The organism is Microbacterium sp. RD1 (assembly GCF_052220165.1).
Classification (GTDB): domain Bacteria; phylum Actinomycetota; class Actinomycetes; order Actinomycetales; family Microbacteriaceae; genus Microbacterium.
Window position 1 is genome coordinate 620,523 of the sequence record NZ_JBQPOL010000001.1, and the last position, 23,996, is coordinate 644,518.

At 70.2% G+C, this 23,996-nt stretch carries 22 protein-coding genes; 11 read left to right on the forward strand and 11 right to left on the reverse strand.

Annotated features, from left to right (window positions below; genetic code table 11):
- Positions 1-4: 4 nt before the first annotated feature.
- The 5 genes from ACTU3I_RS02980 to ACTU3I_RS03000 form a co-directional block, all read right to left on the reverse strand.
- Positions 5-1,402: a glucose-6-phosphate dehydrogenase gene (locus ACTU3I_RS02980; protein ID WP_442924126.1), complete on the reverse strand. Its 1,398-nt coding sequence runs from the start codon at positions 1,400-1,402 to the stop codon at positions 5-7.
- Between the two features lie 63 nt (positions 1,403-1,465).
- Positions 1,466-2,566, reverse strand: coding sequence for an ABC transporter permease (locus ACTU3I_RS02985; protein ID WP_442924127.1), 1,101 nt, complete (start codon positions 2,564-2,566; stop codon positions 1,466-1,468).
- Positions 2,563-3,447: an ABC transporter ATP-binding protein gene (locus tag ACTU3I_RS02990; RefSeq protein ID WP_442924128.1), complete on the reverse strand. Its 885-nt coding sequence runs from the start codon at positions 3,445-3,447 to the stop codon at positions 2,563-2,565. Before ACTU3I_RS02990 ends, ACTU3I_RS02985 begins: the two co-directional genes overlap by 4 nt.
- Before the next feature lie 245 nt (positions 3,448-3,692).
- Positions 3,693-4,352 (reverse strand): response regulator, encoded by a 660-nt coding sequence (locus ACTU3I_RS02995; RefSeq protein WP_442924129.1) that lies wholly within the window; start codon positions 4,350-4,352, stop codon positions 3,693-3,695.
- Positions 4,345-5,598 (reverse strand): sensor histidine kinase, encoded by a 1,254-nt coding sequence (locus ACTU3I_RS03000; protein WP_442924130.1) that lies wholly within the window; start codon positions 5,596-5,598, stop codon positions 4,345-4,347. Before ACTU3I_RS03000 ends, ACTU3I_RS02995 begins: the two co-directional genes overlap by 8 nt.
- Positions 5,599-5,732: 134 nt before the next feature.
- Here ACTU3I_RS03000 and ACTU3I_RS03005 point away from each other — a divergent pair, with 134 nt between their 5' ends.
- A complete protein-coding gene (locus ACTU3I_RS03005) occupies positions 5,733-6,317 on the forward strand; it encodes an NADPH-dependent FMN reductase (RefSeq protein WP_442924131.1) in 585 nt (194 codons plus the stop codon).
- A 71-nt stretch (positions 6,318-6,388) separates the two neighbouring features.
- Here ACTU3I_RS03005 and ACTU3I_RS03010 read toward each other — a convergent pair whose 3' ends face one another.
- Positions 6,389-7,255: an AraC family transcriptional regulator gene (locus ACTU3I_RS03010; protein ID WP_442924132.1), complete on the reverse strand. Its 867-nt coding sequence runs from the start codon at positions 7,253-7,255 to the stop codon at positions 6,389-6,391.
- 91 nt (positions 7,256-7,346) lie between these two features.
- Here ACTU3I_RS03010 and ACTU3I_RS03015 point away from each other — a divergent pair, with 91 nt between their 5' ends.
- The 6 genes from ACTU3I_RS03015 (at position 7,347) to ACTU3I_RS03040 (ending at position 16,292) form a co-directional block, all read left to right on the forward strand.
- Positions 7,347-10,625: a DUF5107 domain-containing protein gene (locus tag ACTU3I_RS03015; RefSeq protein WP_442924133.1), complete on the forward strand. Its 3,279-nt coding sequence runs from the start codon at positions 7,347-7,349 to the stop codon at positions 10,623-10,625.
- Positions 10,622-11,647, forward strand: coding sequence for a substrate-binding domain-containing protein (locus tag ACTU3I_RS03020; RefSeq protein WP_442924134.1), 1,026 nt, complete (start codon positions 10,622-10,624; stop codon positions 11,645-11,647). The genes ACTU3I_RS03015 and ACTU3I_RS03020 overlap by 4 nt, the downstream gene beginning before the upstream one ends.
- A 62-nt stretch (positions 11,648-11,709) precedes the next feature.
- On the forward strand, positions 11,710-13,242 hold the full coding sequence (locus ACTU3I_RS03025; protein WP_442924135.1) for a sugar ABC transporter ATP-binding protein: 1,533 nt from the start codon (positions 11,710-11,712) through the stop codon (positions 13,240-13,242).
- Positions 13,239-14,255 carry an ABC transporter permease gene (locus tag ACTU3I_RS03030; protein WP_442924136.1) on the forward strand — a complete coding sequence of 339 codons (1,017 nt, stop codon included), beginning with the start codon at positions 13,239-13,241 and terminating at the stop codon, positions 14,253-14,255. The genes ACTU3I_RS03025 and ACTU3I_RS03030 overlap by 4 nt, the downstream gene beginning before the upstream one ends.
- Complete coding sequence (locus ACTU3I_RS03035; protein ID WP_442924137.1) at positions 14,252-15,343, forward strand: zinc-dependent alcohol dehydrogenase family protein; 1,092 nt, start codon at positions 14,252-14,254, stop codon at positions 15,341-15,343. Before ACTU3I_RS03030 ends, ACTU3I_RS03035 begins: the two co-directional genes overlap by 4 nt.
- Positions 15,333-16,292: a DUF4380 domain-containing protein gene (locus tag ACTU3I_RS03040; RefSeq protein WP_442924138.1), complete on the forward strand. Its 960-nt coding sequence runs from the start codon at positions 15,333-15,335 to the stop codon at positions 16,290-16,292. The genes ACTU3I_RS03035 and ACTU3I_RS03040 overlap by 11 nt, the downstream gene beginning before the upstream one ends.
- A 124-nt stretch (positions 16,293-16,416) precedes the next feature.
- Here the strand turns inward: ACTU3I_RS03040 and ACTU3I_RS03045 are convergent, their stop codons facing one another.
- A complete protein-coding gene (locus ACTU3I_RS03045; protein ID WP_442924139.1) occupies positions 16,417-17,370 on the reverse strand; it encodes an alpha/beta fold hydrolase in 954 nt (317 codons plus the stop codon).
- A gap of 179 nt (positions 17,371-17,549) precedes the next feature.
- On the opposite strand from ACTU3I_RS03045, the gene ACTU3I_RS03050 reads away from it, so the two are divergent.
- Positions 17,550-18,167 carry a dihydrofolate reductase family protein gene (locus tag ACTU3I_RS03050; RefSeq protein ID WP_442924140.1) on the forward strand — a complete coding sequence of 206 codons (618 nt, stop codon included), beginning with the start codon at positions 17,550-17,552 and terminating at the stop codon, positions 18,165-18,167.
- Positions 18,168-18,237: 70 nt separating this feature from the next.
- On the opposite strand, the gene ACTU3I_RS03055 is transcribed toward ACTU3I_RS03050, so the two are convergent.
- Positions 18,238-19,323 carry an ATP-binding protein gene (locus tag ACTU3I_RS03055; RefSeq protein ID WP_442924141.1) on the reverse strand — a complete coding sequence of 362 codons (1,086 nt, stop codon included), beginning with the start codon at positions 19,321-19,323 and terminating at the stop codon, positions 18,238-18,240.
- A gap of 53 nt (positions 19,324-19,376) precedes the next feature.
- Between ACTU3I_RS03055 and ACTU3I_RS03060 the strand changes: the two genes are divergently transcribed.
- The gene (locus tag ACTU3I_RS03060) at positions 19,377-19,901 is read left to right on the forward strand and encodes a hypothetical protein (RefSeq protein ID WP_442924143.1); all 525 of its coding nucleotides are present in this window, start codon (positions 19,377-19,379) and stop codon (positions 19,899-19,901) included.
- A 75-nt stretch (positions 19,902-19,976) separates the two neighbouring features.
- Here the strand turns inward: ACTU3I_RS03060 and ACTU3I_RS03065 are convergent, their stop codons facing one another.
- The 3 genes from ACTU3I_RS03065 to ACTU3I_RS03075 all read right to left on the reverse strand — a co-directional run bounded on the left by ACTU3I_RS03065 (position 19,977) and on the right by ACTU3I_RS03075 (position 22,225).
- Complete coding sequence (locus ACTU3I_RS03065) at positions 19,977-21,209, reverse strand: RNA polymerase sigma factor (RefSeq protein WP_442924144.1); 1,233 nt, start codon at positions 21,207-21,209, stop codon at positions 19,977-19,979.
- A 1-nt stretch (position 21,210) separates the two neighbouring features.
- Positions 21,211-21,642 (reverse strand): YciI family protein, encoded by a 432-nt coding sequence (locus tag ACTU3I_RS03070; protein ID WP_442924145.1) that lies wholly within the window; start codon positions 21,640-21,642, stop codon positions 21,211-21,213.
- A 112-nt stretch (positions 21,643-21,754) separates the two neighbouring features.
- Entirely contained in the window at positions 21,755-22,225 is a 471-nt protein-coding gene (locus ACTU3I_RS03075) for a MarR family winged helix-turn-helix transcriptional regulator (protein WP_442924146.1), read from the reverse strand.
- Between the two features lie 92 nt (positions 22,226-22,317).
- Here ACTU3I_RS03075 and ACTU3I_RS03080 point away from each other — a divergent pair, with 92 nt between their 5' ends.
- Together ACTU3I_RS03080 and ACTU3I_RS03085 are read left to right on the forward strand one after the other, a co-directional pair.
- Positions 22,318-23,376, forward strand: a complete 1,059-nt coding sequence (locus ACTU3I_RS03080; RefSeq protein WP_442924147.1) for an LLM class flavin-dependent oxidoreductase — start codon at positions 22,318-22,320, stop codon at positions 23,374-23,376.
- Positions 23,376-23,936, forward strand: a complete 561-nt coding sequence (locus ACTU3I_RS03085) for an NAD(P)H-dependent oxidoreductase (RefSeq protein ID WP_442924148.1) — start codon at positions 23,376-23,378, stop codon at positions 23,934-23,936. The genes ACTU3I_RS03080 and ACTU3I_RS03085 overlap by 1 nt, the downstream gene beginning before the upstream one ends.
- Positions 23,937-23,996: the final 60 nt, after the last annotated feature.

Genomic DNA, 23,996 nt, shown 5'->3' on the forward strand with positions numbered 1-23,996 from the left:
CGGTTCAGTCGACGGCGAGCACCCCGTCGGGGTGCTTCGGCCAGGTGCCGGGGCCGTCCGTGCCGGCGGGGTACTCGTCCAGGGGGACGTCGCCGCTGCGCCACGCGGCGAGGACGGGCTGCACGATGCGCCAGCACTGCTCGGCCGCGTCGCCGCGCACGGCGAGCGTGGCGTCGCCGTCGAGGATTCCGGAGAGCACTTCGGCGTAGGCCTTCAGGGCGCCGTCGCCGAGATCGGCACGAAGGGAGGCGCGCTCCAGTTCGAACGGGTCGTCGCCGCCGTTGAGGTTGAGCTCGAGAGCGACCCGGTCGGGGCCGAGCGAGAAGCGCAGCACCGACGGCGCCATGCTGCCGGTCAGCCCGTCGGGAAGGTGGCGCACCGGGCGGAACCGGATGATGACCTCGCGGTCGGCGTCGTCGAGCGCCTTGCCCGAGCGCAGCGTGATCGGCACACCGGCCCAGCGCTCCGTGCGTACCTCCACCGTCATCTCCGCGAGGGTCTCGGTGTTGTTGGCCGCGTTCACGCCGGGTTCGTCGACGTAAGACGGGAGCTGCCGCCCGTCGATGGTGCCGGCGGTGTAGCGGGCGCGCCGCGACGAGGTCTTCGGGTCGTCGTCCCACAGGTGCGTGGCGCGCAGCACCGCTGCCGTGGCATCCCGGAAGTCCTTCTCGTCGAGCGACGCGGGGGGCTCGAGCGCGAGGATCGCCAGCACCTGCAGCAGGTGGCTCTGGATCATGTCGATGAGGGCACCGGCGTGATCGTAGTAACCCGCCCGGCCCTCCAGTCCCAGCGTCTCGTCGTACCGGATGAGCACGGACTCGATGTGCTCCGCCGACCACACGGGCTCGATGAGCCGGTTCGCGACCCGCACGCCGACCAGGTTGAGCGTGGTGGAACGGCCGAGGAAGTGGTCGATGCGGAAGATCTGGGCCTCGGGCACGATCTTCACGAGCGTCTCGTTGAGCTCGTGCGCGCTGGCCTCGTCGCTGCCGAACGGCTTCTCCAGAGCCAGGATCAGGCCCTCGGGCACGTCGACGCGGGTCAGCGCCTCGCATGCCTTCACGGCGATCCCCGGTGGCACGGCGAAGTACAGGGCGACGCGGCCCTCGTTCCCGTCGAGAAGTGCCTTGAGGTCGGCCTCCGACGTGATGTCGGCCTGCGTGTAGGTCGTGTCGGACACCGCGTCGAACGCCGACGCGGTGTCGGTCGTCGCGAAGGCCGTCCGCACGATGTCGCGCCACGCGTCGTCGGTGACCTCCTCGATCCCCGCCCCGCGCAGCCGGATGCTGCGGGAGGACTCCCGGGCGATCAGCTGCCCGAGAGCCGGGAGGAGCAGTCGCGACGTGAGGTCGCCGGATGCTCCGAGGATGATCAAGGTCGTGGTCTCTGCATCCGCCGCCATGGCTTCACCCTAGCGACGCGACGGGGAGGCGCCCGGAACCCGTGCGCCTCCCCGTGTGTGTCGTCAGCCGCGCAGGGCCTCGGCGAGCTTCACGCGCGCCCCCATCCGAAGGAGCGAGTTGCGGTAGATGCGTGCGCCCACCCAGATCGCCGCGACGCACGTCGCGATGAGGAGGATCAGCGACACCACCGGCTCCCACCACTGGGCGGTGCCGAGGTACAGACGCAGCGGCATCCCCACCGGTGCCGAGAACGGCACGTACGACATGATGCCGAGCACGAGGGGATTGTCGTTGAAGAAGATCACCAGGAAGTACGGGACCATGATGAGCATCGTCAGCGGCGTCGTGGTGGAGCCGATGTCCTCCTGGCGCGAGACCATCGCTCCCGCCGCGGCGAAGAGCGACGCCAGCAGCACGAAGCCGAAGAAGAAGAACACCGCGAACCACACCAGTGGTGCACCGAGCCCCGCCAGCACCGCGGACTGCCCGGTCACCGACAGGCCGACCACGGCGATCGCGGCGAGGGCGGCGATCTGCGCCATCGCCAGGATGGTGTTGCCCACGACCTTTCCGGCCAGAAGGGTGCGGACGGGGATGGCCGAGATGAGGATCTCGACGACGCGCGTCTGCTTCTCCTCGACCACGCTCATCGCGATCGTCGAGCCGAACGTCGAGGCCGCCATGAGGAAGACGATGCCGAACCCGAGCGCGACGAAGTAGCGGAGGATCCCGTCGGTCGCGCCGTCGGGGTCGAGGAGCTCCACCGGCGGCGACTGGCTGAGCGCCGCCATCAGACCGCTCGGGACGCTGTCGTCGGCGACGATCTTGTACCCGAACGGCGTGGAGTCATCGGGGAGCAGGGCCGCATCGACGGTGCCGTCTTCGACGAGGGCGGTGGCGGCATCCGCGCTGTCGGCGACGGTGACGTCGAGCCCGTCGACGCCCTTCACATCGGCCTCGGTCGCGCTCGTGACGGCGACCGGCGTGCCGTCTCCGCCGGAGTTCGCGGCGAAGCCGCCCCACAGGACGGCGGCGAGGGCGACCAGCAGCAGGATGGCGGTCGAGATGACGAACGCCTTGCTGCGCAGCTTCGAGCCGATCTCACGCTCGGCGACGAGCCATACGCCCTGGAGTTCGGAGGGGGAGGTTCGGGGGGCGTTCATGCGATGACCTCCTTGAAGATCTCGGCGAGGGTCGGATGCTGCGGGGCGAAACTCGCGACGTCTCCGCGGTCGACGGCGCGGCGCAGCACCCGCTGCGCGGCCTCGTCGTCGGTGGCGTCGAAGAGCGCGTAGCCGCCGTCGAAGTCGACCACGTCGATGCCGGGCTGCTCGCGCACCCAGCCGGCGTCTCCGCGCGAGACGAGCTCGTAGCGGCGGCCGGAGTGCTCGGCGCGCAGGGCGTCGCGGGAGCCCGCGGCGCGGATCGTGCCGTCGGCGATGATGACGAGGTCGTCGCAGAGGCGCTCGACGACGTCGAGCTGGTGCGATGAGAAAAGCACGGCTGCTCCGGATGCCGCGCGCTCCTGCAGCACGCCCGCGACGACGTCGACCGCGAGCGGGTCGAGTCCGGAGAACGGCTCGTCGAGGATGAGGACCTCGGGCTCGTGCACGAGCGCTGCCGCGATCTGCGCGCGCTGCTGATTGCCCAGCGACAGCGTTTCGACGTAGTCGCCCAGGCGCTCGGACAGCCCGAGCCGGTCGAGGAGCGCCTCAGCGTTCTGGGTCGCATCCGCTTTGCTGTAGCCGTGGAGCCGCGCGAGGTAGGCGATGTGCTCGCCCACCTTCATCTTCGGGTACAGGCCGCGCTCCTCCGGCATGTAGCCGAAGCGCCGCCGATCGGCCGTGGTCGCCTCGGTGCCGTCCAGGCGCACCGAGCCCGCGTCCTTGGCGAGCACGCCGAGCGCGATGCGCATCGTCGTGGTCTTGCCGGCGCCGTTGCCGCCGACGAAGCCGGTGAGGCGCCGGTCGGCGACGGTGAACCCGACGTCGTCGAGCACGCGGCGTCCGCCGTAGCTCTTGGTGATGCCGCTCAGTTCGAGCACGTCTCCTCCTTGGATCGCGTGCTCTCACGCTACGGACGCGGGGGCGAGGAGGCATCCCTCCCCGGGTGGGTTCGCCGCCTCCGTCGAGCGGGGGAGGCGCTTCGTCTCGCTGCGCTCGCTCAGCGTCCGGGGTGCGCGCTCAGCGCCCGGGACCCGCGCGCTCGCTCCGCGTCCGGGGTGCGCGCGCTCTCGCTCGGCGCACCGGTCCCTGAGCGAGGGAGCGCAGCGACCGAGACGAAGGGCGACTACGCCAGGCCCGAGCGGTGGGCGAGCACGACCGCTTGCACGCGGTCGCGGGCCCCGAGCTTCTGCAGCACGTTCGACACGTGCGTCTTCACTGTCGCCTCGCCGATGTACAGGCGCGCGGCGATCTCGGCGTTGCTGAGCGCCTCCGCCATGAGGCGGAGCACCTCCGCTTCGCGGTCGGTGAGCGGATCGGCCAGCTGCAGCGGGGGCGCGGATGCCGCCGGCGCGGCGCCGCCCGCGAACCGCTCGATCACGCGCCGGGTCACTTCCGGGGCGAGGAGGGCGTCGCCGCTCGCGACGACCCGCACGGCCGACACCAGCTCCTCGGGGCCGGCGTTCTTCAACAAGAATCCGCTCGCGCCTGCGGCGAGGGCGGCGAAGAGGTAGTCGTCGCGATCGAACGTCGTCACGATCAGGACGGCGGCGTCGTTGCCGGGGTCGGCCGACAGGCGGCGCGTGGCCTCGAGGCCGTCCATGTCGGGCATCTGCACATCCATGCAGATGACGTCGGGGTGCAACGCGGATGCGGCGGTGAGGGCCTCCGCGCCGGTCGCTGCCTCGCCGACGACGGTGATGTCGTCCTGCACCGACAAGATCGTGCGGAATCCGGCGCGCATCATCGCGTGGTCATCCACCAGCAGCACGCGGATCTCAGGCATCGGCGACGGTCCGCTCGGGAAGCGGGATGCGCGTGCGGACGAGGTAGCCGCTGCCGCGAGGCCGCGGGCCCATCTCGATCGTTCCGCCCGAGGCGGCGGCACGCTCGCGCATCCCCACCTGCCCGAGCCCAGGGCGTGCCGGTCCGACCCGGCCGGTGTTCGAGACCTCCAGTTCGATCGCCCCGGCGCCGTACCGCACGCGCACATCGGCGGTGGCATCCGGGCCGGCGTGACGGCGGGCGTTCGTCAGGGCCTCCTGCGCGATGCGGAAGAGGTTCAACTGCACCAGATCGGGCACCGCCGACGGCTCGCCGACGACGGTGAGCGTGGTAGCGAGACCCGCCGCATCCGCCTCCTCGACGAGCGCGGGAAGCGCCGCGAGCCCGTACGGGGCGCTTCCGGTGTCGGGGCCGGCGTCGGGGGTGCGGAGGGTCTCGAGGAGGTGTCGCAGCTCGCCCAGCGCGTCGCGCGCCGACGATTCGACACCCTCGAGGATGCCGCCGGCCTGCGCCGGATCGGCTGCCATGACAGCCCGTGCGGCTCCCGCCTGCACGCCCATGAGCGACACGTGGTGAGCGACGACATCGTGGAGCTCGCGTGCGATGCGCACGCGATCGAGCGCGACGGCCTGCGCGGCGGTGACCTCGCGTTCGCGCTCCAGCTCGGCCGTTCGCTCCTCGAGCGCGGAGCGAGCCGTGCGCTGCGCGAAGGCGCGCTCGCCGAAGTAGTAGGCGCCGGCGAAGTACAGCACGTTGATGAGGAGCATCAGCAGCGAGTAGGCGACGTAGGGGGAGAACGCGCCGACGCGCGACATGCCGCCGTCCTCGAGCTGGTCGGCCGGCAGCGTCGCATCCTGGTACATGATGACGGTGAGCCACACGAACATGGCGGCGATGATGGCGACGCGCACGATCATCGCGCGTCGGCGGTTCTCCGACCACGCACCGACCGTGTACAGGGCGATGAACATCGCGATGTTGCCGGCGTACAGCTCGGGAACGCGCAGGGTGACGGCCGCGAAGTAGGCCACCGAGACGACGACCGCCACGGTGGCGGGCCACCGCCGCCGCAGCGCGAGCGGCACGGCGAGGACGAACGCATAGGCCACGGCCCACGCGAGGTCGGCCTGCTCCGCACCGTAGATGCCCGCGACGGCCGACAGGACGGCGCTGAGGAGCGCGCCGACGAACAGCACCGCCGCCAAAGCGATGTCGGCGCGCTGCTGCGCGGAAGAGAGCGGGGCCATGCCTCCAACGCTACGGGCGGGCGCCGTGATGCCGCATCCGTCTCCCGGGGGAGAGAGAAACATGCGCGGGAATAGATCGGCGGTGGCGGCGTTGACGTCGGTGACCCTGGTTCCCCGCGAAAGGAATGTTCTCTGTGACCTCGTTCACCATCGGATACATCGTCGGCAGCATCTCGAGCACGTCCATCAACCGGCGTCTAGCGAAGGCGCTGGAGTCTGTGGCGCCCGATCACGTGACCCTGGTCGAGATCCCGATCACGGACCTCCCGTTCTATTCGCCCGATCACGACGCCGACTTCCCGCAGGTCGCGCGCGACTTCAAGCAGGCGATCGCGGATGTCGACGGTGTGATCATCGTGACCCCCGAGTACAGCCGCTCGATCCCGGGCGTGCTGAAGAACGCCCTCGACTGGAGCGCCCGGCCGTACGGGCAGACGTCCTTCGACGGCAAGCCGACCGCCGTCATCGGGACCTCGGGCGGACCCATCTCCACCGCCGCCGCGCAGCAGCATCTCAAGGCGATCCTGAGCCACTACAACGCACCGACGCTCGGGCAGCCCGAGGGCTTCGTCCAGTCGCACCCCGGCCTGTTCACCGACGCCGGCGAGGTCACCGACGAGACGACGGCGGCCTTCCTCCGGTCCTACCTCGACGCGTTCACCGGCCTGATCCGGCGCTATGTCCCCGCCGGGGAGCTCAGCGAGGCCCGCGCGGCCTGACCCGCCCGACTTGCGTGAATCGGCTGCTAAATCGGGAGATTTAGCAGCCGATTCACGCAAGTGACGGGGGGTCACCCCTTGTGCTGGCGCCGGTACTCCAGCGGAGCGACGCCGTGGGTCTTGCGGAAGATCCGTGAGAAGTAGAACGGATCGTCGTAGCCGACATCCTCGGCGATCTGCGCGACCGTCCGGTCAGTGGTGTCCAGCAGCGCTCGAGCGCGATCCATGCGCAGCTGAGTGTGGAACTGAAGGACCGCGACACCGGCGTGCTTGCGGAACAGTGCGGCGAAGTGCGACGCGCTCATACCGCTGAGCGCGGCGAGGTCGGCGACACTGACGCGCTGAGCCACGTGAGAGCGAAGGTACTCCCGTGCATTCTCCACCGCCGCCGCCCGGGGCGACTGAGAAACCCGATCGGAGGACAGCACCGCCATCAGGTGCCACGCGGCACCGGATGCGGCGACGAGGCTCTCCCGCGTCGAGTCCCTGGCCATGCGGGCGACGACCTCCTCGATGAGCGTGACCACTCGGTACACATCCGACACGGAACGCACCGGCGCGTCGGCGGTCATGCCGGCCTCATGGAGGAACTCGAGAAGATCGCGACCCTCCACGTGGAGCCACCACAGCGTCCACGGGTCGGCCGGGTCGGCACCGTAGCGATGCGGGACGTGCGGCGGAAGGATCACCACGTTCCCGGGCCCCACTTCGTGGCGAACGCCCTTGATCTCGCACCACCCCGCTCCCTTGGTGCAGGCGATGACGATCGCCTGATCGATACCCGAGGTGCGCGTCATCCCGTGCGCTCGCGCATGCGGGAAATACCCGCTGTCGGTCGCGACGAGGTGCGACGTACCGGGCCGGGTGAGCGCATCGGCCACGACGGGGCGAGGGAGCACGTGCAGGCGCTGCCCGGGGAAACCATCGCTGATCGTCACGTCTCATGATGCGTCGGAGTCATTGTTTTGTCCAGGTATCTCGATCAGATCGGCCATTCCACGGGAATTGGCACCGCTCTAGCGTGGAGGAATGCTCAGGGTGGAGTCCAGCCATGCTTCGGTGATCGATTTGCCGGATGCTCCCGCGTCCGTCGCGTCTGACCCCGTGGCCGCGTGGCGAGAGCCGCTCGTCATCGATAGCTACCTGCCGGAGCAGCCCGACCGTTTCCCCTCCTTCTTCGACGCCCGCGTGTACCAGGGCTCGAGCGGCCGGGTCTATCCGTTGCCGTTCCACGAGCGCATCTCCCCCACTCCCGAGCCCTACTCCTGGGACGCGGTGCACCTCGAGAACGCGTGGCTGCGCATCGTCATCCTTCCGCAGCTCGGTGGACGCATCCACATCGCGTACGACAAGGCCGCCGGATACGACATCTTCTACCGCAACAACGTCATCAAGCCCGCGCTCGTCGGTCTGACCGGGCCCTGGATCGCCGGCGGTGTCGAGTTCAACTGGCCGCAGCATCACCGGCCCGCCACCTTCCTCCCGACCGACGTGGAGATCGAGAGGGAGGCGGACGGCTCGGTGACGGTGTGGTGTTCCGATCACGACCCGTTCGCGCGCATGAAGGGCATGCACGGCATCCGCCTGCGCCCCGACAGTGCGCTGATCGAGGCTCGCGTGCGCCTGTACAACCGCACGGATGTGCCCCAGACCTTCCTCTGGTGGGCGAATGTGGCCGCCGCGGTGAACGACGACTACCAGTCGTTCTTCCCCGAGGATGTGACCCTCGTCGCCGATCACGCCCGCCGGGCCGTGACACCCTTCCCGCACGCGCACCGGTATTACGGAGTCGACTACCCCGCTCGTCGGCACAACGACCACGACGACGGCGATCGGCTGGACTGGTGGCGCAACATCCCGGTGCCGACGTCTTACATGGTGCTGTCCACCGGCGACGACTTCTTCGGCGGCTACGACCACGGACGTCACGCCGGATTCGTGCACTGGGCCGACCGCCACATCGCCCCGGGCAAGAAGCAGTGGACGTGGGGCAACTCGAGGTTCGGCGAGGCGTGGGAGCGGAACCTCACCGACGGCGACGGACCGTACATCGAACTCATGGCAGGCGTCTACACCGACAACCAGCCCGACTTCGCTTGGCTGGCCCCGGGCGAGACCAAGACGTTCAGCCAGTACTGGTATCCGATCCAGCAGATCGGACCGGTGCAGGCGGCGACCACGCGACTGGCGGCCTCGGTGCACGGGCGGCGGCTCGGGATCGCCGCGACGGAACGCGTGCGCGTGCGTGTGCGCGTGCGCGACGCGGCCGAACGCGAGGTTCTGGCGGAGACGGTGGACATCGAGCCCGGGGCCCCGCTTCTGCGCGAGCTCGATGGGGTCGCGCCGTTCGAGGCGACCCTCTTCGACGGCGATACCGAGGTGCTGCGCGTCGCGCGCCGCGAGCCCGCGCCGCAGACGCGGTCGGCGGCCGTTGCGCCGCCGCGCCCCGAGGACGTCGGCGGTGTCGAGGCGCTGTACCTGATCGGACGCTACCTCGAGCAGTACCGCCACGCGACGCGGATGCCCGATCCGTACTGGCAGGAGGCCCTCGCACGGGATCCCGGACACACCGGCTCGCATATCGCGCTGGGTGCTCGCGCATACGAGGTCGCCGACTTCGAGACCGCGGTCGCGCACCTCACGACGGCGGTCGAGCGTCAGACGGAATGGACTCCCACGCCGCTCGACGGTGAGGGGCTCTACCGGCTCGGTCTCGCCCTCATCGCCGTCGGGGACGATGAGGGGGCGCGGGAGCGCCTCGGCCGCGCGGCGTGGGATGTGCGGTGGCGTGACGCCTCTTCGTGGGCGCTCGCTCGCCTTGCGTCGCGGCGGGGGAGATGGGACGAAGCGCTTCGCGCGCTGGACCGGATCACCGACCGGGACCACCACCAGGCGGCGTGCCTGCGCGCACGGATCCTCCGCCACGTCGGGACGGAGGCCACCGTCGCCGACGTCCTGGAGCGCGACCCGCTCGACCAGTGGGCACGCGATCTTGCTGGGCTGCCCATGACCGCCGACGCCCCCATCCTGCTGGATGTCGCATTGGAATATGCCGGGGCGGGCTTCGACGACGATGCGCTGCGCGTGCTCGATCTGGCCGAGGCGTCCGACGCCGACCGGCCGGTAGGGCAGGTGGCCGTCGGCCCCCTGGTCGCCTTCCATCGGGCGTTCCTGCTCGAACGGCAGGGCCGCATCCCCGAGGCGGAGGCCGAGCGCGTGCGCGCCGGCGCGCTCGAGACGACCGGGTGCCTGCCCTCGCGACGGGAGGACCTCGCGGCGCTGAGCGCTGCTGGGAACGTACCGGCGGCGCTGGCGCTCCGCGGCCACTGGCTGTACGACCGCCGCCGGCGCCACGAGGCGATCGCGCTGTGGGAGCAGGCGCTGACCCTGACGAGCGACGACGAGCTCCGGGTCGTCCTCCACCGCAACCTGGGCGTCGCGTCGTACAACGTGCGCGCGGACTCCGAGAGCGCAGCCGGGCACTATCGCGCCGCGCTCGCTCTCGCACCCGACGACGCCAAGCTCTGGTACGAATACGACGAGCTGTCGGCTCGGCGGGGCGACCATCCCGCCGTTCGGGCCGCGCGCCTGCTCGAGCGACCCGGCGTGGTGTCGCAGCGCGACGACCTCACCGTCACGCTCGCCGAGCTGCTGACCGAGCTCGGACGTGCGCCGGAGGCTCTGGAGCTTCTCGCCACGCGGAGCTTTCAGCCGTGGGAGGGCGGCGAGGGCCGCGTCTTGGGTGCGTGGGAGCGGGTGAACGCGCGACTGGCCGCCGACAGCGCGGATCCTGGCGCGGCGGAGAGCTACCTGCGAGCTGCGATCGACCCACCTGCTTTCCTCGGTGAGGCGCGCCACCCGCTGGCCAACCCCGCCCCGCTTCATCTGGCACTGGGCGACGCGCTCGATGCGCAGGGGGCGACCGAGGCGGCGCGGCAGGAGTGGCAGAAAGCGGCGTCGGCCGTCAGCGACTTCGCAGGTATGCGAGACCAGGCGTACAGCATCCGGACGGTGTCGGCTATCGTGGCGCTCCGTCGCCTGGGCGATCACGCTCGGGCGAGCGAACTGCGGGCGGAGCTCGTACGCCACGCCGACGAGTTGGCACAGAGCAGGGTCGAGATCGACTTCTTCGCCACGAGCCTGCCCAACATGCTGCTCTTCGTCGACGATCCGCAGCGCGCGCACGACGACGAGGTGAAGGAGCTGCAGGCGGCGCTCGCCGCCATTGCGACGTTCGACGGCGACGATGCCGTCGATACCGGGCGACTGAGCAGTCGTCCGGAACATCCGAGAGAGAGGCAATCATGACCAGCACGACACGCAGGCGCGGCATCGGACTGATCGCCGCCGCCGCAGCGGCGATCACCGTCCTCGCGGGCTGTTCTACCGGCACCCCTGACGGCGGCGGACCGGCTGCCCCGATCGAAGAGGGTCAGGCACTGCGCATCGGCGCGATCTACCTCGACTCCCAGGGCTACTACGGCGGAGTCAAGGCGGGCGTGGAGGCGGCCGCCGACGAGAGTGGGTTCGACGTCAAGTTCATCGAGACGAACCCGGGCGGCGACGTCGCCAAGGAAAGCGAGTTCATGAGCACGCTCGTGTCCTCCGGGGTGAACGCCATCATCATTTCGGCCGCATCCGCCGACAGCAGCGTGCCGGCGATCAAGCAGGCCTACGACGCCGGAATCCCCGTCATCTGCTACAACACGTGCGTCAACGACGAGGCCACCGAGAAGTACGTGAGCGCCTACGTCATCGGGGACCCGGTGAGCTTCGGCGCGCAACTGGGCGAGGCGGCCGTCACGGCGTTCACGGATGCGGGCATCACCGCCCCGAAGGTCGGCGTCGTGAACTGCGAACAGTACGAGGTGTGCAAGCTGCGCCTGCAGGGATTCCAGGACGCGCTCGAGGCGGGGCTTCCGGAGGCCACGATCGTGGCCAACCAGGAGGGCGCCGAGGTCGACCGCGCGGTGACCGTCGCCGAGCAGATGCTCACCGCCAATCCGGAGATCAACGGCATGTACGGCGAGGCGGGCGGGGCCACGATCGGCGCCTACAAGGCCGTCTCCACCGCGGGCAAGGCCGGCCAGATCCTCGTCTTCGGGTCTGACATGACGACCGAGATCGCGACCGAGCTCGAAAAGGGCGACATCCTCAAGGCCGTCGTGGACATCTCAGGCCTCGAGGTGGGCAAGCTCGCGTGGGCGGCGGTCGAGAAGGCGCTGGACGGGTCGGGCGAGGCTGCCGAAACGGTCGAGGCGCCCATCACCCTCTGGTACCCGGACACCGCTGCAGAATGGCTCGAGACGCACCCCGACGGGTTGCCGTGAGCTCGGGGCGGGGGGCGCCCGGCGCTCCCCGCCCACATCCATCCTTCTGAGAGAGAAGTAGCATGACCACGCAATCGCCGCGCGTCGACGGGGACGTCATCGCGCGCACCGTCGGCGTCACCCAGGAATACCCGGGCGTCGTCGCCCTCGCCGACGTCGACTTCGAGCTGCGGCGCGGTGAGGTGCGCGCTCTGCTGGGTCAGAACGGCGCCGGCAAGTCGACCCTCATCCGCCTGCTGTCGGGTGTGGAGGTGCCCACCTCCGGTGAGGTGCTGATCGCAGGAACCCCGCTGGGCAGTGGGGGAGTGCGAGAGGCCACGGACCGCGGTGTCTCCACGTGCTATCAGGAGCTGAGCCTCGTCGCCGACATGACCGTCGCGGAGAACTTCTTCCTCGGGCGTTGGCCACGGGCCCGCGTCGGCATCGATGTGCCTGGCATGGCGCGGCGAGCGCGGGAGGTGCTTTCCGGCCTCGGGCTGGACATCGACCCCGACGCGCTCGCCGGCTCCCTGACGCTCGCTCAGCAGCAGATCGTCGAGATCGCCCGCGCCCTCGAGAACGATCCGGCCCTCCTCATCCTCGACGAGCCGACCAGCGCCCTCGCCACGGCCGAGGTCGAGCTCGTTCTCGCTGCCGTCCGGCGCGTCGCCGACAGCGGCGTCGCTGTGCTGTACGTGAGTCACCGCATGGACGAGATCCGGCAGATCGCGCATTCCGCGACCGTGATGCGCAACGGACGCGTGGTCGAGACTGTCGACATCCGCGAGTACTCCACTGCGGCCATCGTGAGACTCATGATCGGGTCCGACCCGGAGAGTCAGCGACCGGATGCAGCGGAGTCGGCCGCCGGCCCGGTGCGGCTGGCGGTGACGCGGCTGACTGCCGAGCCGAAGCTCCGCGACGTGAGCTTCTCGGCACGCGGCGGTGAGATCCTCGGCATCGCCGGCCTCCTCGGCTCGGGCCGTACCGAGTTGCTCCGGGCCGTCGCCGGTTTCGACGCGTTCAGCGCGGGGGCCATCGAGATCGACGGCAAACCGGTCCGGGCCGTGCGTGCCGAGACCATGAGGCGGCGCGGAGTCGCGCTCACGCCGGAGGACCGCAAGCGCGAGGGCGCGCTCATGAACCTCGGCATCGACGAGAACATCGTCATGTCCGACTACCGCGCCGTCTCGAGGCGCGGCGCGCTGTCGCAGGCCCGCATCCGCGAGGCCAGCGGAAGGCTCGCTGAGCGGCTGCGGATCAAGGCAGACGACCTGTCCCGCCCGATCTCGACGCTCAGCGGCGGCAACCAGCAGAAGGCCGTCATCGCCCGGTGGCTGCACGCCGACGCGGGGGTGCTGCTGCTGGACGAGCCCACGCGGGGGGTCGATGTGGAAGCGAAGGCCCAGATCTACGCGATCATGCGCGCCGTCGCCGACGCGGGCAAGGCGGTGATCTTCGTCTCCAGCGAGCTGGAGGAGCTGCCGCTGTGCTGCGACCGCGTCCTGGTGCTCCGCGACGGCACCATCCAGCGCGAATTCACCGGCGGGCAGATCGTCCTGTCCGAGCTACTCGAAGCGGCGATGTCGTCGTCGCCCGTCCAGGAGGAATCATGACCACGGCCGCTTCCGTCCGGGAGGAAACCCGCACGCGACGGCTCTGGGGGAGCCTGACCGCGAACACCACGCTCGTGAACATCGTCGGATTGCTGGCAGCGATCGTCGTCCTGTACGTCGTGCTGGGAGCCACCGCGACCGGTTTCCTGTCGCTGAACAACCAGGTGGGTCTGTTGCGACAGGCTGCGATCATCGGTATCGCCGCGACGGGCATGACCCTCGTGATCATCGCCGGCGAGATCGATGTGAGCGTGGGCCCCGCGGTCGCGTTGTCGTCGGTGATCCTCGCGGAGGCGATGACGAACTGGGGGCTGCCGACGCTGGTGGCGATGGTCATCACGATGCTCGCCGCGATCGCATGGGGCACGCTCGCCGGGGTGCTGCGCGCGCGGTGGGCGGTGCCGTCCTTCATCGCCACGCTCGGCTTGTGGAGCGTGCTGCGAGGGATCGGACAGTTCTGGACCGACGCCATCCCGGTGCCGCTTCCCGAGGACGACCCGATCATGGCGATGCTCAACGGATCGCTGCTGGGCATCCCGACCCCCGCGTGGGCGATGATCCTCGCGTTCCTGCTCTTCGGCTTCATCGCACGCCGCACGGCGTACGGCCGGTCGGTGTTCGCCACCGGCGGCAACGCCGCGGCCGCCCGCCTCGCCGGGATCAAGGTGACCCGTGTACGCATCCTCATCTTCTCGACGATGGGGCTGCTCGCCGCGATCAGCGGCATCTTTCTGGCCGCGCGGCTGGGTTCGGGCAACGCCGGGGCCGCCAACGGCCTGGAGTTCGACGTCATCGCCGCCGTCGTCATCGGCGGCACCGCGATGGCCGGCGGGCGGGGTTCGCTCGTGGGGACCTTCCTCGGGGTGCTGTTCATCACGCTCATCGGCAACGGGCTCGTTCTCCTCGGTGTGAACTCGTTCCTGCAGAACGTCATCCGCGGCGTCATCATCGTCGCCGCGGTCCTTCTGAACGTCACGCTCTCACGGCGGGGAAAGGCACGGGGCGACGAATGAGTACCGACAGCGATCAGACCATGCGGGGCGTGTACCTGCCCGGGGACGACACCGCCATCGTGCGCGATCTCCCGGTGCCCGTCCCGGGCGCGGGAGAGGTGCTCGTGCGGGTCGGCGCGTCGGGCATCTGCGGGAGCGACCTGAGCTACATCTACCACGGGTACAAGACGCATAAGGGTCTCGATGGACGCCCCGCCTACCAGGGCGTGGTGGCCGGTCACGAGCCCAGCGGCCGCATCGTCGCCGTCGGGGAGGGCGTCACCCGTTTCACCGTGGGCGACGACGTGATCGTCTATCACATCCACGGATGCGGACAGTGCCGCAACTGCCGTGCCGGCTACTACGTGAGCTGCTCGGATCCCGCACGCCGCAAGGCCTACGGATGGCAGCGCGACGGCGGGCACGCGGACTTCGTGGTGGCATCCGAATCGACCTGCGTACCGCTGCCTGCTCCGCTCACTCACGTCGACGGTGCCCTCATCGCCTGCGGGTTCGGCACGGCGTACGAAGGCGTGATGCGCGCAGGCATTCGTGGCGGCGAGGATCTGCTCGTCGTCGGACTGGGGCCGGTCGGACTGGCCGCAGCCATGATCGGGCGCATGCTGGGCGCGCGTCGTGTCATCGGCGTCGAGCGCAGCCCCGAGCGTGTCGCCTTCGTGCGCACGACCGGCCTCGTCGACGATGTCGTCCTCGCCGACGCGAACACTGTCGACAACGTGCTGCGCCTCACCGACGGAGTCGGCTGCCATGTGACAGTCGACGCGTCCGGCAGTGCGCCCGGAAGGTCGACGGCGATCCAGTCCGCCGCCGAATGGGGTCGCGTCGCGCTGCTCGGTGAGGGGGGAAGTCTCGAGACCGAGGTCTCCGATTCATTGCTGCACAAGCACCTCACCATCACCGCGTCGTGGGTCACCTCTCTCCAGGGCATGGAGGATCTGGCGCGCATGCTGGCGGCGGAGCGGCTGCATCCGCAGGTCGTCGTCAGCCATCGACTCCCTCTCGATGACGCCGATGAGGCCTACCGGATCGCCGCGGCCGGCGCCACCGGCAAGGTCGTGCTCGTCCCTGGCTCGCGCGATGACGATTGAGAATCTGATTCGAGACGGGGGCCCCGACCTCTACCGCATCCGCACCGCGGAGCTCGCCCTCACCTTCGTCCCGGATGTGGGCGGTCGGCTGCTGTCGCTGGTGACCGGGGATCGTGAGCTGCTGTGGCGAAATCCCTCCTACATCGACGGCGACCTCGTGTGGACGCGCCCGCGCGCGACGTGGCCCGACGGCACCGGGGACTTTACCACGTGGGCGAACATCGGCGGAGCCAAGAGCTGGCCGGCGCCGCAGGGCTGGAACGACGCCGAGCGGGAGTGGGCCGGGCCGCCCGATCCCGTCCTGGATGCGGGCGCCTACAGCTGGGAGTGCGTCGAGACGCCGGCGGCGATCGCCGTCGTCCTGCGCAGCGGGTACGACCCGCGGTCGGGGCTTCGCATCGAGCGGAGGTTCGAGATCCGGACGACGGGGCGCGCCTTCACCGAGACGGTGACGTTTCGCAACGAGTCGGATCGCGCACGGACGTGGTCGATCTGGGAGGTGGCTCAGATCGCCGTGCCGTCCGCAGGCGGCGTCCCCGCGGAGGCCGTGGTCTCGGTCGAGGATGGACGGATGATCGACCTCGGCACTCACCGTGGCGGGGCGGATGCGCGACACTCCGGCCGCGAGAGGGTCATCCCGATCGTGGCGGGGGTCCTCAAGCGCGGCTTCCCCTCGGCCAGCGGTTCCCTCGCGTATCGGGAGGACGGTCGCACTCTCCTCGAACTGCATTTCACGCCCGTCCCCGGCGGGCGTTACCCCGACCAGGGCTCGCGGGCTGAACTGTGGATGCAGTCACCCCAACACGACCCGCTTCCGGAACTCGGCGGGCTGCATCCGGATGCGTGGCTCATCGAGCTCGAAATCCTGTCGCCCCTGCACGAACTCGGCCCCGGCGAGGAGGCCTCCCTGCGCATCGATTGGCTCGTCGGCGGCGAGGACGCGGCCTGACCCGCCCGACTTGCGTGAATCGGCTGCTAAATCGGGAGATTTAGCAGCCGATTCACGCAAGTGCCCGGGGAGGGGCGGACCGCTGCGGCTGACTACGAGGCGCGCGCGAGCCCGATCGCGGTCCTCACGCCGAGCGCGTAGTCGTCGGGCACTCCCACGCCGCGAAGTGCCCGCCGCGGTCGAACTCCTGCCAGGACCCGACCGTGAAGAAGCGCTCGGCGAACTCGCGAGGAGCGTTCACGAGGTCGCGCGGAAAGATCGTGAACGCCGCTGGGGCCGTGACGCGCGGCCAGTCCTTCGCGCCGCCTTCCGCGTAGGGCGTGAACGACGTGCCGATGCATCCGCTGAACCAGTACGCGCTGATCCAGGTGAGCAGTTCGTCGCGCGAGAAGACCGCCTCGACGTCGCCGTGGCAGTCCGTCCAGGAGCGGAGCTTCTCCGCGAGCCACGCCGCCAGGCCGGCCGGCGAGTCGCTGAGGGCGACCGCGAGCGTGTGCGGCTTCGTGGACTGCTCGTGCATGTAGCCGCCCTCTTCCGCCTGCCAGCGGCGGCCGCCCTCCGCGTAGGCCCGCTCGGTAGCTGTCAGGTCCTCGGGCGGATCGACGAGGAAGTGGTACTGCGAGACGTCGGTCAGATGCAGAGCCGCCACCGCATCCGGGTGGTCCGCGGCGAGCGCCTCCGCCACGTCGCATCCGACGTCTCCCGCCGAGACGACGTAGCGGGCGTAGCCCAGGTCGCGCATGGCGTCCGCGACGACGCCTGCCATCGCCCGTGACGACATCCCTCCCTCGGGGACCTGAAGCGCGAAGGGAAAGCTCGGAAGTGCCGGGGCGACGACGTTGACGTCGGCGAGAAGGGGCAGCAGGCGCTCGAAGCGGAGAACGGAGTCGGGCCACCCGTGCAGGAGGAGCACGGTGACCGATGCGCCGGCCGACGGCGCGTGCACGACGCGCAGCGGACGGCGGGTGCCGGCGATGGCCCACGGGAGAGAGCGGATGCGCTCCTCGTGCCGTGGCCAGTCGTAGCCGTCGCCCCAGTACCGCATCAGGTCGGCCGGCGAGGTGGTCGATGTCGACACCGCGCTCCCAGCCGTGCCCCGGGGGAAGTGCCGGCGTCCGGAACCGGCGGAGGCGCGCATGGAGCTCATCGCGTGATTCCGCCGAGGCGACAGGAGGCGCGGACGCAGAGATCATGGCGCAATCGAACCACGATCGTCGGACAATGAGACGCGCAGCATCTTGCGAGTGGGAGGAAATCATGGCCGGACGCATCCAGATCGACCTGTTCAGCACCCTCGACGGCGTCATGCAGGCGCCGGGCGCCCCCGACGAGGATCCCGACGGCGGCTTCGCCTACGGCGGGTGGCAGGCGCCGATCGACGACGACATGGTGGGCGGGAAGGTGATGGCGGGCATCCGGAGCATGGATGCGCTGCTCCTCGGCCGCCGGACGTACGACATCTTCGCGGCGTACTGGCCGCACTACGGCGAGGGGCCCGCGGCCGAGATCGCGCGCATCTTCGACGCCCTGCCGAAGTACGTCGCCTCGCGCGGCGAGCCGGAACTGGCGTGGCAGGGCTCGCACCTCCTCGGCTCCGACGTCGCAGCCGGCATCGCCGCGCTGCGCGAGCGGCACGAGCGGATCCACGTGATCGGCAGCGTCGAGTTCGCGCGCACGCTGGTGGCCGAGGGGTTGTTCGACGTGCTGAACCTCTGGGTGTATCCCCTCGTGCTGGGGTCGGGAAAGCGGCTTTTCCCCGCCGACGGCCCCGCGCGCGGACTTCGGCTGCTCGAGCCGCCCGTCGCGGGCGATCGTGGCGTGCTGCTTCTGCGTTACGGCCCCGGCGCTCCCGTCACCACGGGTGTGATGGGCTGACAAACCGTGACTTGCGTGAATCGGCTGCTAAATCCCGCGATTTAGCAGCCGATTCACGCAAGTGGGCGGGTCAGCGCAGCGGCACCGGCACGTCGCTGCCGCCCTGCGCGGTCAGGCGATCACGCATCTTGACGAACGCGGGCTCCGGCGCGAATGATCCGCCGAACAGGGCCTCACCCTGCGCCGACGTCGCGCAGCGCTCGAGCAGCTCGCGCGGGAGGAACCCGAACGTCTCAGCGAGGTCGGCGAGGTCACGGGGCGAGTTCATCCGCATCACGGCGACGTTGTCGCACTGCGACAGAGCCTGGGGATGCACTTTCGACGGACGCTGCGTCGACAGCAGGAGCCACAGGCCGAACTTCCGCCCCTCCGCGGCGATCTGCACGATGCGCTCGGTGAGGAGCCGATCGACCGGCGTCACCGGATCGGGCGCGCAGAAGTTGTGCGCCTCATCGAGCACGATCAGGCGCGGGGTCTTCTGGAGTCGGTCCGCCCACAGATGGTCGAGCACCGCGAGCGCCGCGGCCTTGGCCTCGCCGGGTTCGGTCAGCGACCCCAGGTCGAGCACCGTAGCGTCGGGCGCCTCGTCGATCACGGCGCGCGCATCCGGGGCGCCCCATGCCCACAGGTCCCAGTCGGCGACGCCGGTGTTCTCGAGCAGCCGCGCGAACCGGCGCACCTGCGGCTCCTCGTGGGCGTGCAGCCACGGCACCAGCCGCCCCTGCAGCGCTGTCCCCGTGCCGTCGCGCTGCAGTTCGGCCCCGACGTGGAGGGCGACGTTGAAGTCCTCGGCCTGGGTCACCGGGTCGATCTGCATGATCGCGGCGCGCGAGCGCACCGGGAGGTCGACGAAGCGGATCTTCAGCGGCTCCCCCTCGCCGCCGAGCACCCGGATGCTGCGGCTTCGCAGCGCGTCGGCCGACGCGGTGTCCGCCGTGGGCTCGACCTCTCCGAGGCGGACGAAGTCGGAGTTCGGGTCCATGACCACGATGGGCAGCCGCGTGGCGAGCAGCACCTGCTCGAGGAGCACACCGAGCGCGTAGGTCTTCCCCGACCCGCTCTGGCCGGTCCAGAACGTGTGACGATTCAGTTTGGCCGGGTCCAGCTCCGCCGGCGCGGGGGTATCGAGGCATCTGCCGATCGTGAGGGAGGCCATACCGGCAACCTATCGGGCGCGCCCGGATGGCCGCGGATGCTACGGTTCCGGTCGTGGACCGACCCGCCGATGACCGACCGGGCATGCTGCCCCGCGACATCGTCCGCACGGCCTTCGCGTCGGAGCAGGCGATCTACGGCGTGCTGCTGGTGTCGGGCATGATCGTGGTCGCGGGTCGCTACGGCGGCTCCTCGTGGGAGGTGCTCACGACCGTGCTGGCCACGGTGGTCGTCTTCTGGGCGGCCCACGTGTACGCCGGAGCGGTCGCGCACCACGGCATCGACGAGGGCGGAGTGCTCGGCATCCGGGCATCGCTGCGCATCAGCGTGCGGGAGTCATGGGGCCTCCTGCTGTCGGCGCTCATCCCGTGCGCCGTGCTGTTCCTCGGAACCCTGCAGGTCGTCCCCGATCTGCTCGCGCGGTGGGCCGCGATGTGGACGGGCGTCGCCGTGCTCGCGACGCTCGGCTACCTCGCGTTCCGGCGCCGGGGCGCCTCGATGCTCATCCGCGTCCTCGGTGGGATCACGACGTCGCTCTTCGGCGTCGTGCTCGTCATCCTCAAGGCCGTCGTGCACTGACGCCACTCGCCCCGACTTGCGTGAATCGGCTGCTGAACCCGCGGGTTCAGCAGCCGATTCACGCAAGCGGGCGGCTCAGCGCAGTGCGGCGATCTTTCCCTCGAGCACGGCGCGCTGTCGGTCGTTCGCGGTGAGCAGCACGGCCTCGGCGAGCTCGGCGCGCGCCTCGTCGCGCCTGCCCAGCTGCGCGAGAAGCTCCCCCCGGACCGACGGCAGCAGCGGCGAGCCGCGCAGCGACCCCGCGCGCGCGAGCTCGTCGACGATGCGCAGCGCACTCGCCGGTCCCGTCGCCATCGACACCGCGACCGCGCGGTTGAGCTCGACGACGGGGCTCGGCGCGACGCGGCCGAGCACTTCGTAGAGCAGCACGATGCGGGCCCAGTCGGTGTCGGCGACGCTCGGCGCCACCGCATGGCACTCGGCGATCGCCGCCTGCAGCTGGTAGCTGCCGCGGCCCTTGCCCACCGCATCCGCACGCGCCAGGAGTTCGCGCCCGCGCGCGATCGCCGACCGGTCCCAGCGGCGGCGATCCTGGTCGGCCAGCAGCACCGACTCGCCGTCGGGCCCCACTCTCGCGGCGAAGCGCGACGACTGCAGCTCGAGCAAGGCCAAGAGCCCCAGCACCTCCGGCTCCCGCGGCAGGAGCCGTGCCAGGATGCGGGCGAGGCGGGTCGCCTCGGAAGCGAGTTCCCCGCGCACCCAGCGGTCACCGGAGGTGGCGGCGTACCCCTCGGTGAACGTGAGATAGACGACGGTGAGCACCGCGCCCACGCGTGTCGGCCACTCCGCCGCATCCGGCACCTCGAAGGGGACGCGCGCGGCCGACAGCGCCTTCTTCGCTCGCACGATCCGCTGCTGCACCGTGGCGACGGGGACGAAGAACATGCGCGCGATCGCGGACGTGTCCAGGCCCGCCACCACCTTCAGGGTGAGCGCGATCTGCGCTTCGCGCGAGAGCACCGGGTGGCACGCGGCGAACACGAGCCGCAGCAGATCGTCTTCGATCGGCTCCCACTCGGTGTCGGCGACGTCGTCGAGGTCGGCGGCGAGCAGCCGATAGCGCTCGACCAGACGCTCGTGCCGGCGCCATCCGTCGATCGCGCGGCGCTTGGCGACGGCGGTGAGCCACGCTCCGGGGTTGTCGGGCACGCCGTCGCGCGGCCAGGACTCGACTGCGGCCAGCAGCGCGTCCTGCGCGAGGTCTTCCGCGACCGCCAGATCGCCGACGACCCGCGCGAGCGCCGCGACGATACGGGCGCCTTCGATGCGCCAGATCGCCGCGACGCGCCGCGAGACGTCGTCGTCCATCTCAGTTCGTTCCGAGCTGCTCGCGCCAGCCCTCTTCCTTCTGCACGAACTCGTTGTCGGAGTAGTCGGCGAAGTCGGACTCGTCGGTCACGCGGCGTACCTCGAGCTTGCTGCCCGGTCCGTGCAGCGGCGCCCGGCGCGCCCACTCGATCGCCTCCTCGCGGGACGACACCTGAATCATCCAGAATCCGTTGAACAACTCGTGCGTCTCGCCGTAGGGACCGTCGGTGACGACCGGCGCCTCGCCGGAGAAGTCGACGACGAATGCCGTGCTGAGATCCTCGGCGAGCCCCTCGCCCGCGACCAGCACGCCGGCGTTCATCATCGCTTCGTTGTAGGCGCCCATGGCGTTGATGATCTCCTCGAAGGGCTTGTCCTTGTACGTGGCGTAGGTCTCGTCGGTGCCGCGCATGATCAGCATGTACTTGGTCATCGGATGCTCCTTGTGTTGCGCTCTGTCGAGCGTGCCTGCGGGGTGCGGATGCTGCCCTCTACTCTCGCGTCGAACGACGCGGAGCGAAATCGACAGCGCGGCCGAAAAAGTCTCAGGCGTCGTCTGCCGAGGCCGGATCCCCCGTCGCGAGACGGCGGAGCACCCGCTCGAGGACGGCGCGTTCGTCGGGTCGGATCAGGCCCAGGAACGCCTGACGCACCTCGGCCGCGTGCCCGCGCACGGCGCGCAGCAGCGCGCGACGACCGGCGGGCGTGACGGTGATGAGCGAACCGCGCCCGTCCTCCGCGCTGGCGGCCCTCTCCACCAGCCCACGCCGCTCCATCCGCGTGATCAGGTGCGACACCCGGCTCTTCTCCCACGCCAGCTGGCGCGCGAGCTCGCCGACGCGCAGCGCGCGTGCCGTCGAATCGAGGATCGCCGCGAGCGTGCCGTACTCCCCCTGCGCGAGGCCCGAATCCTGCTGCAGTTGACGGTCGATCTGGAGCGTCAGCCGGGCATTGGCCGCCAGGAACGTGCGCCACAGCGCCCAATCCTCCGGCTCCAGGCTCGTCGTTTCTGCCACGAAGGGAATTCTAGGCGGTGCCTCCCGGTTAGGTGAAAGATCACCTACTATGGCGACATGATGAAGTTTCATCTACAACGAAAGGTCCGCCCATGATTCCCGGATTCGAAATCGGCGTGCTGACGTTCGGGGAGATCTCGCCCGACCCGGCCACCGGAATGATGCCCTCGCCGCACACCCGTATGACGGAGGTGCTCGAGCAGGCGGTGCTGGCCGATCAGGTCGGACTCGATGCCTTCGGTGTCGGTGAGCACCATCGGTCGGACTTCGTCATTTCCGCGCCGCCGGTCGTGCTGGCAGCGATCGCGCAGCGGACCAGCCACGTGCGGCTGTTCAGCGGCGTCACCGTGCTGAGCTCCGAAGACCCGGTGCGCGTGTTCCAGAACTTCGCCACCGTCGACCTGCTCTCCGGCGGTCGCGCCGAGATCATCGCCGGCCGCGGGTCGTTCTTGGAGTCGTTCCCGCTGTTCGGGTACGACCTGGCCGACTACGCAGATCTGTACCGCGAGAAGCTCGACGCCCTGCTGTCGATCCGCGAGTTCAATCCGTCGACGTGGCCGGGGAGCCGGCACACGCGCGATCTGCGTGGTCTGGACGTCGCGCCGCGGCCGGTCGGCGACCTGCCGATCTGGGTGGGAGTCGGCGGAACGGTCGCTTCCGCCGTACGCGCCGGACACCTCGGCCTCCCGCTGGCGCTGGGCCTGCTGCTCGGCCCGGCCGACAGCCTCGCGCCTGCTGCCGAGCTCTACCGGCGCGCGGCGGTCGAAGCGGGCCACGACGTGAGCGGCCTGCGTGTCAGCGTAGGAGCGCACGGCTACGTCGGCGCCTCGAGTCAGAGCGCGCGCGACATCATGTACCCCTCGTTCCGCGTCGGGATGATGGAGAACAACCACCAGCGCGGGGCCGGCTTCCCGCTGCCGCGCGCGGCGTTCGATGCGCAGGCATCCGCGGCCGGCGCGCTGCTCGTGGGCAGCTCGCAGGAGGTCATCGACAAGCTCATGAGTTATCGCGCGGCGTACGGCGCCACCCGCGTCGTCTTCCAGATCGGATACGGCGGCATGTCGCAGGCCGAGCACCTGGCCGCGATCGAGCGCATCGGCACGGAGGTCGCCCCGGTGCTGCGCCGCGAGACCGTCGGGAGCGCGGCCTGATGCGCCGACTCGATGTGGTCGTCGTGAATGGGAGCCCGAGCGCGCCGTCGAAGTCGGTCGCCGTGGCCGAGCTGATCACCGCGACACTGGGCGAGCTCGTGCCGATCACGGTGCGCCGGGTCGATGTCTATCGCCTCGGGCCGGGGTTCACCTCGGCTCCCGGCCGGGAGGAGGTCAGCGCCGAAGTGGAGGCCGAGCTGCTCGCGATCGAGCGAGCCGATGTGCTCGTCACGGCCCTGCCGGTGTACCGCGGGTCGTACCCGGGCATGTTCAAGCACCTGTTCGATCTCATCGATCAGTACGCGCTCGCGAACAAGCCGGTGATCCTCTCGGCGACGGGGGGCTCGGAGCGCCATGCTCTCGTCATCGAGCACGAGCTCCGGCCACTCTTCGGGTTCTTCCAGGCGGCGGTGCTGCCCGTCGGGTTCTTCGTGAGCGCCGGTGACATCGACGGCACGACGATTCTCAATGCCGAGGTGTACAGCCGCATCCACGTCGGGCTCCGCGACGTCCTGCCGCAGCTCGAGGCGCTCGCATCCGCCGCGCTCATCGACCACTGACTTGCGTGAATCGGCTGCTAAACCCGCCGGTTTAGCAGCCGATTCACGCAAGTGCGGGGC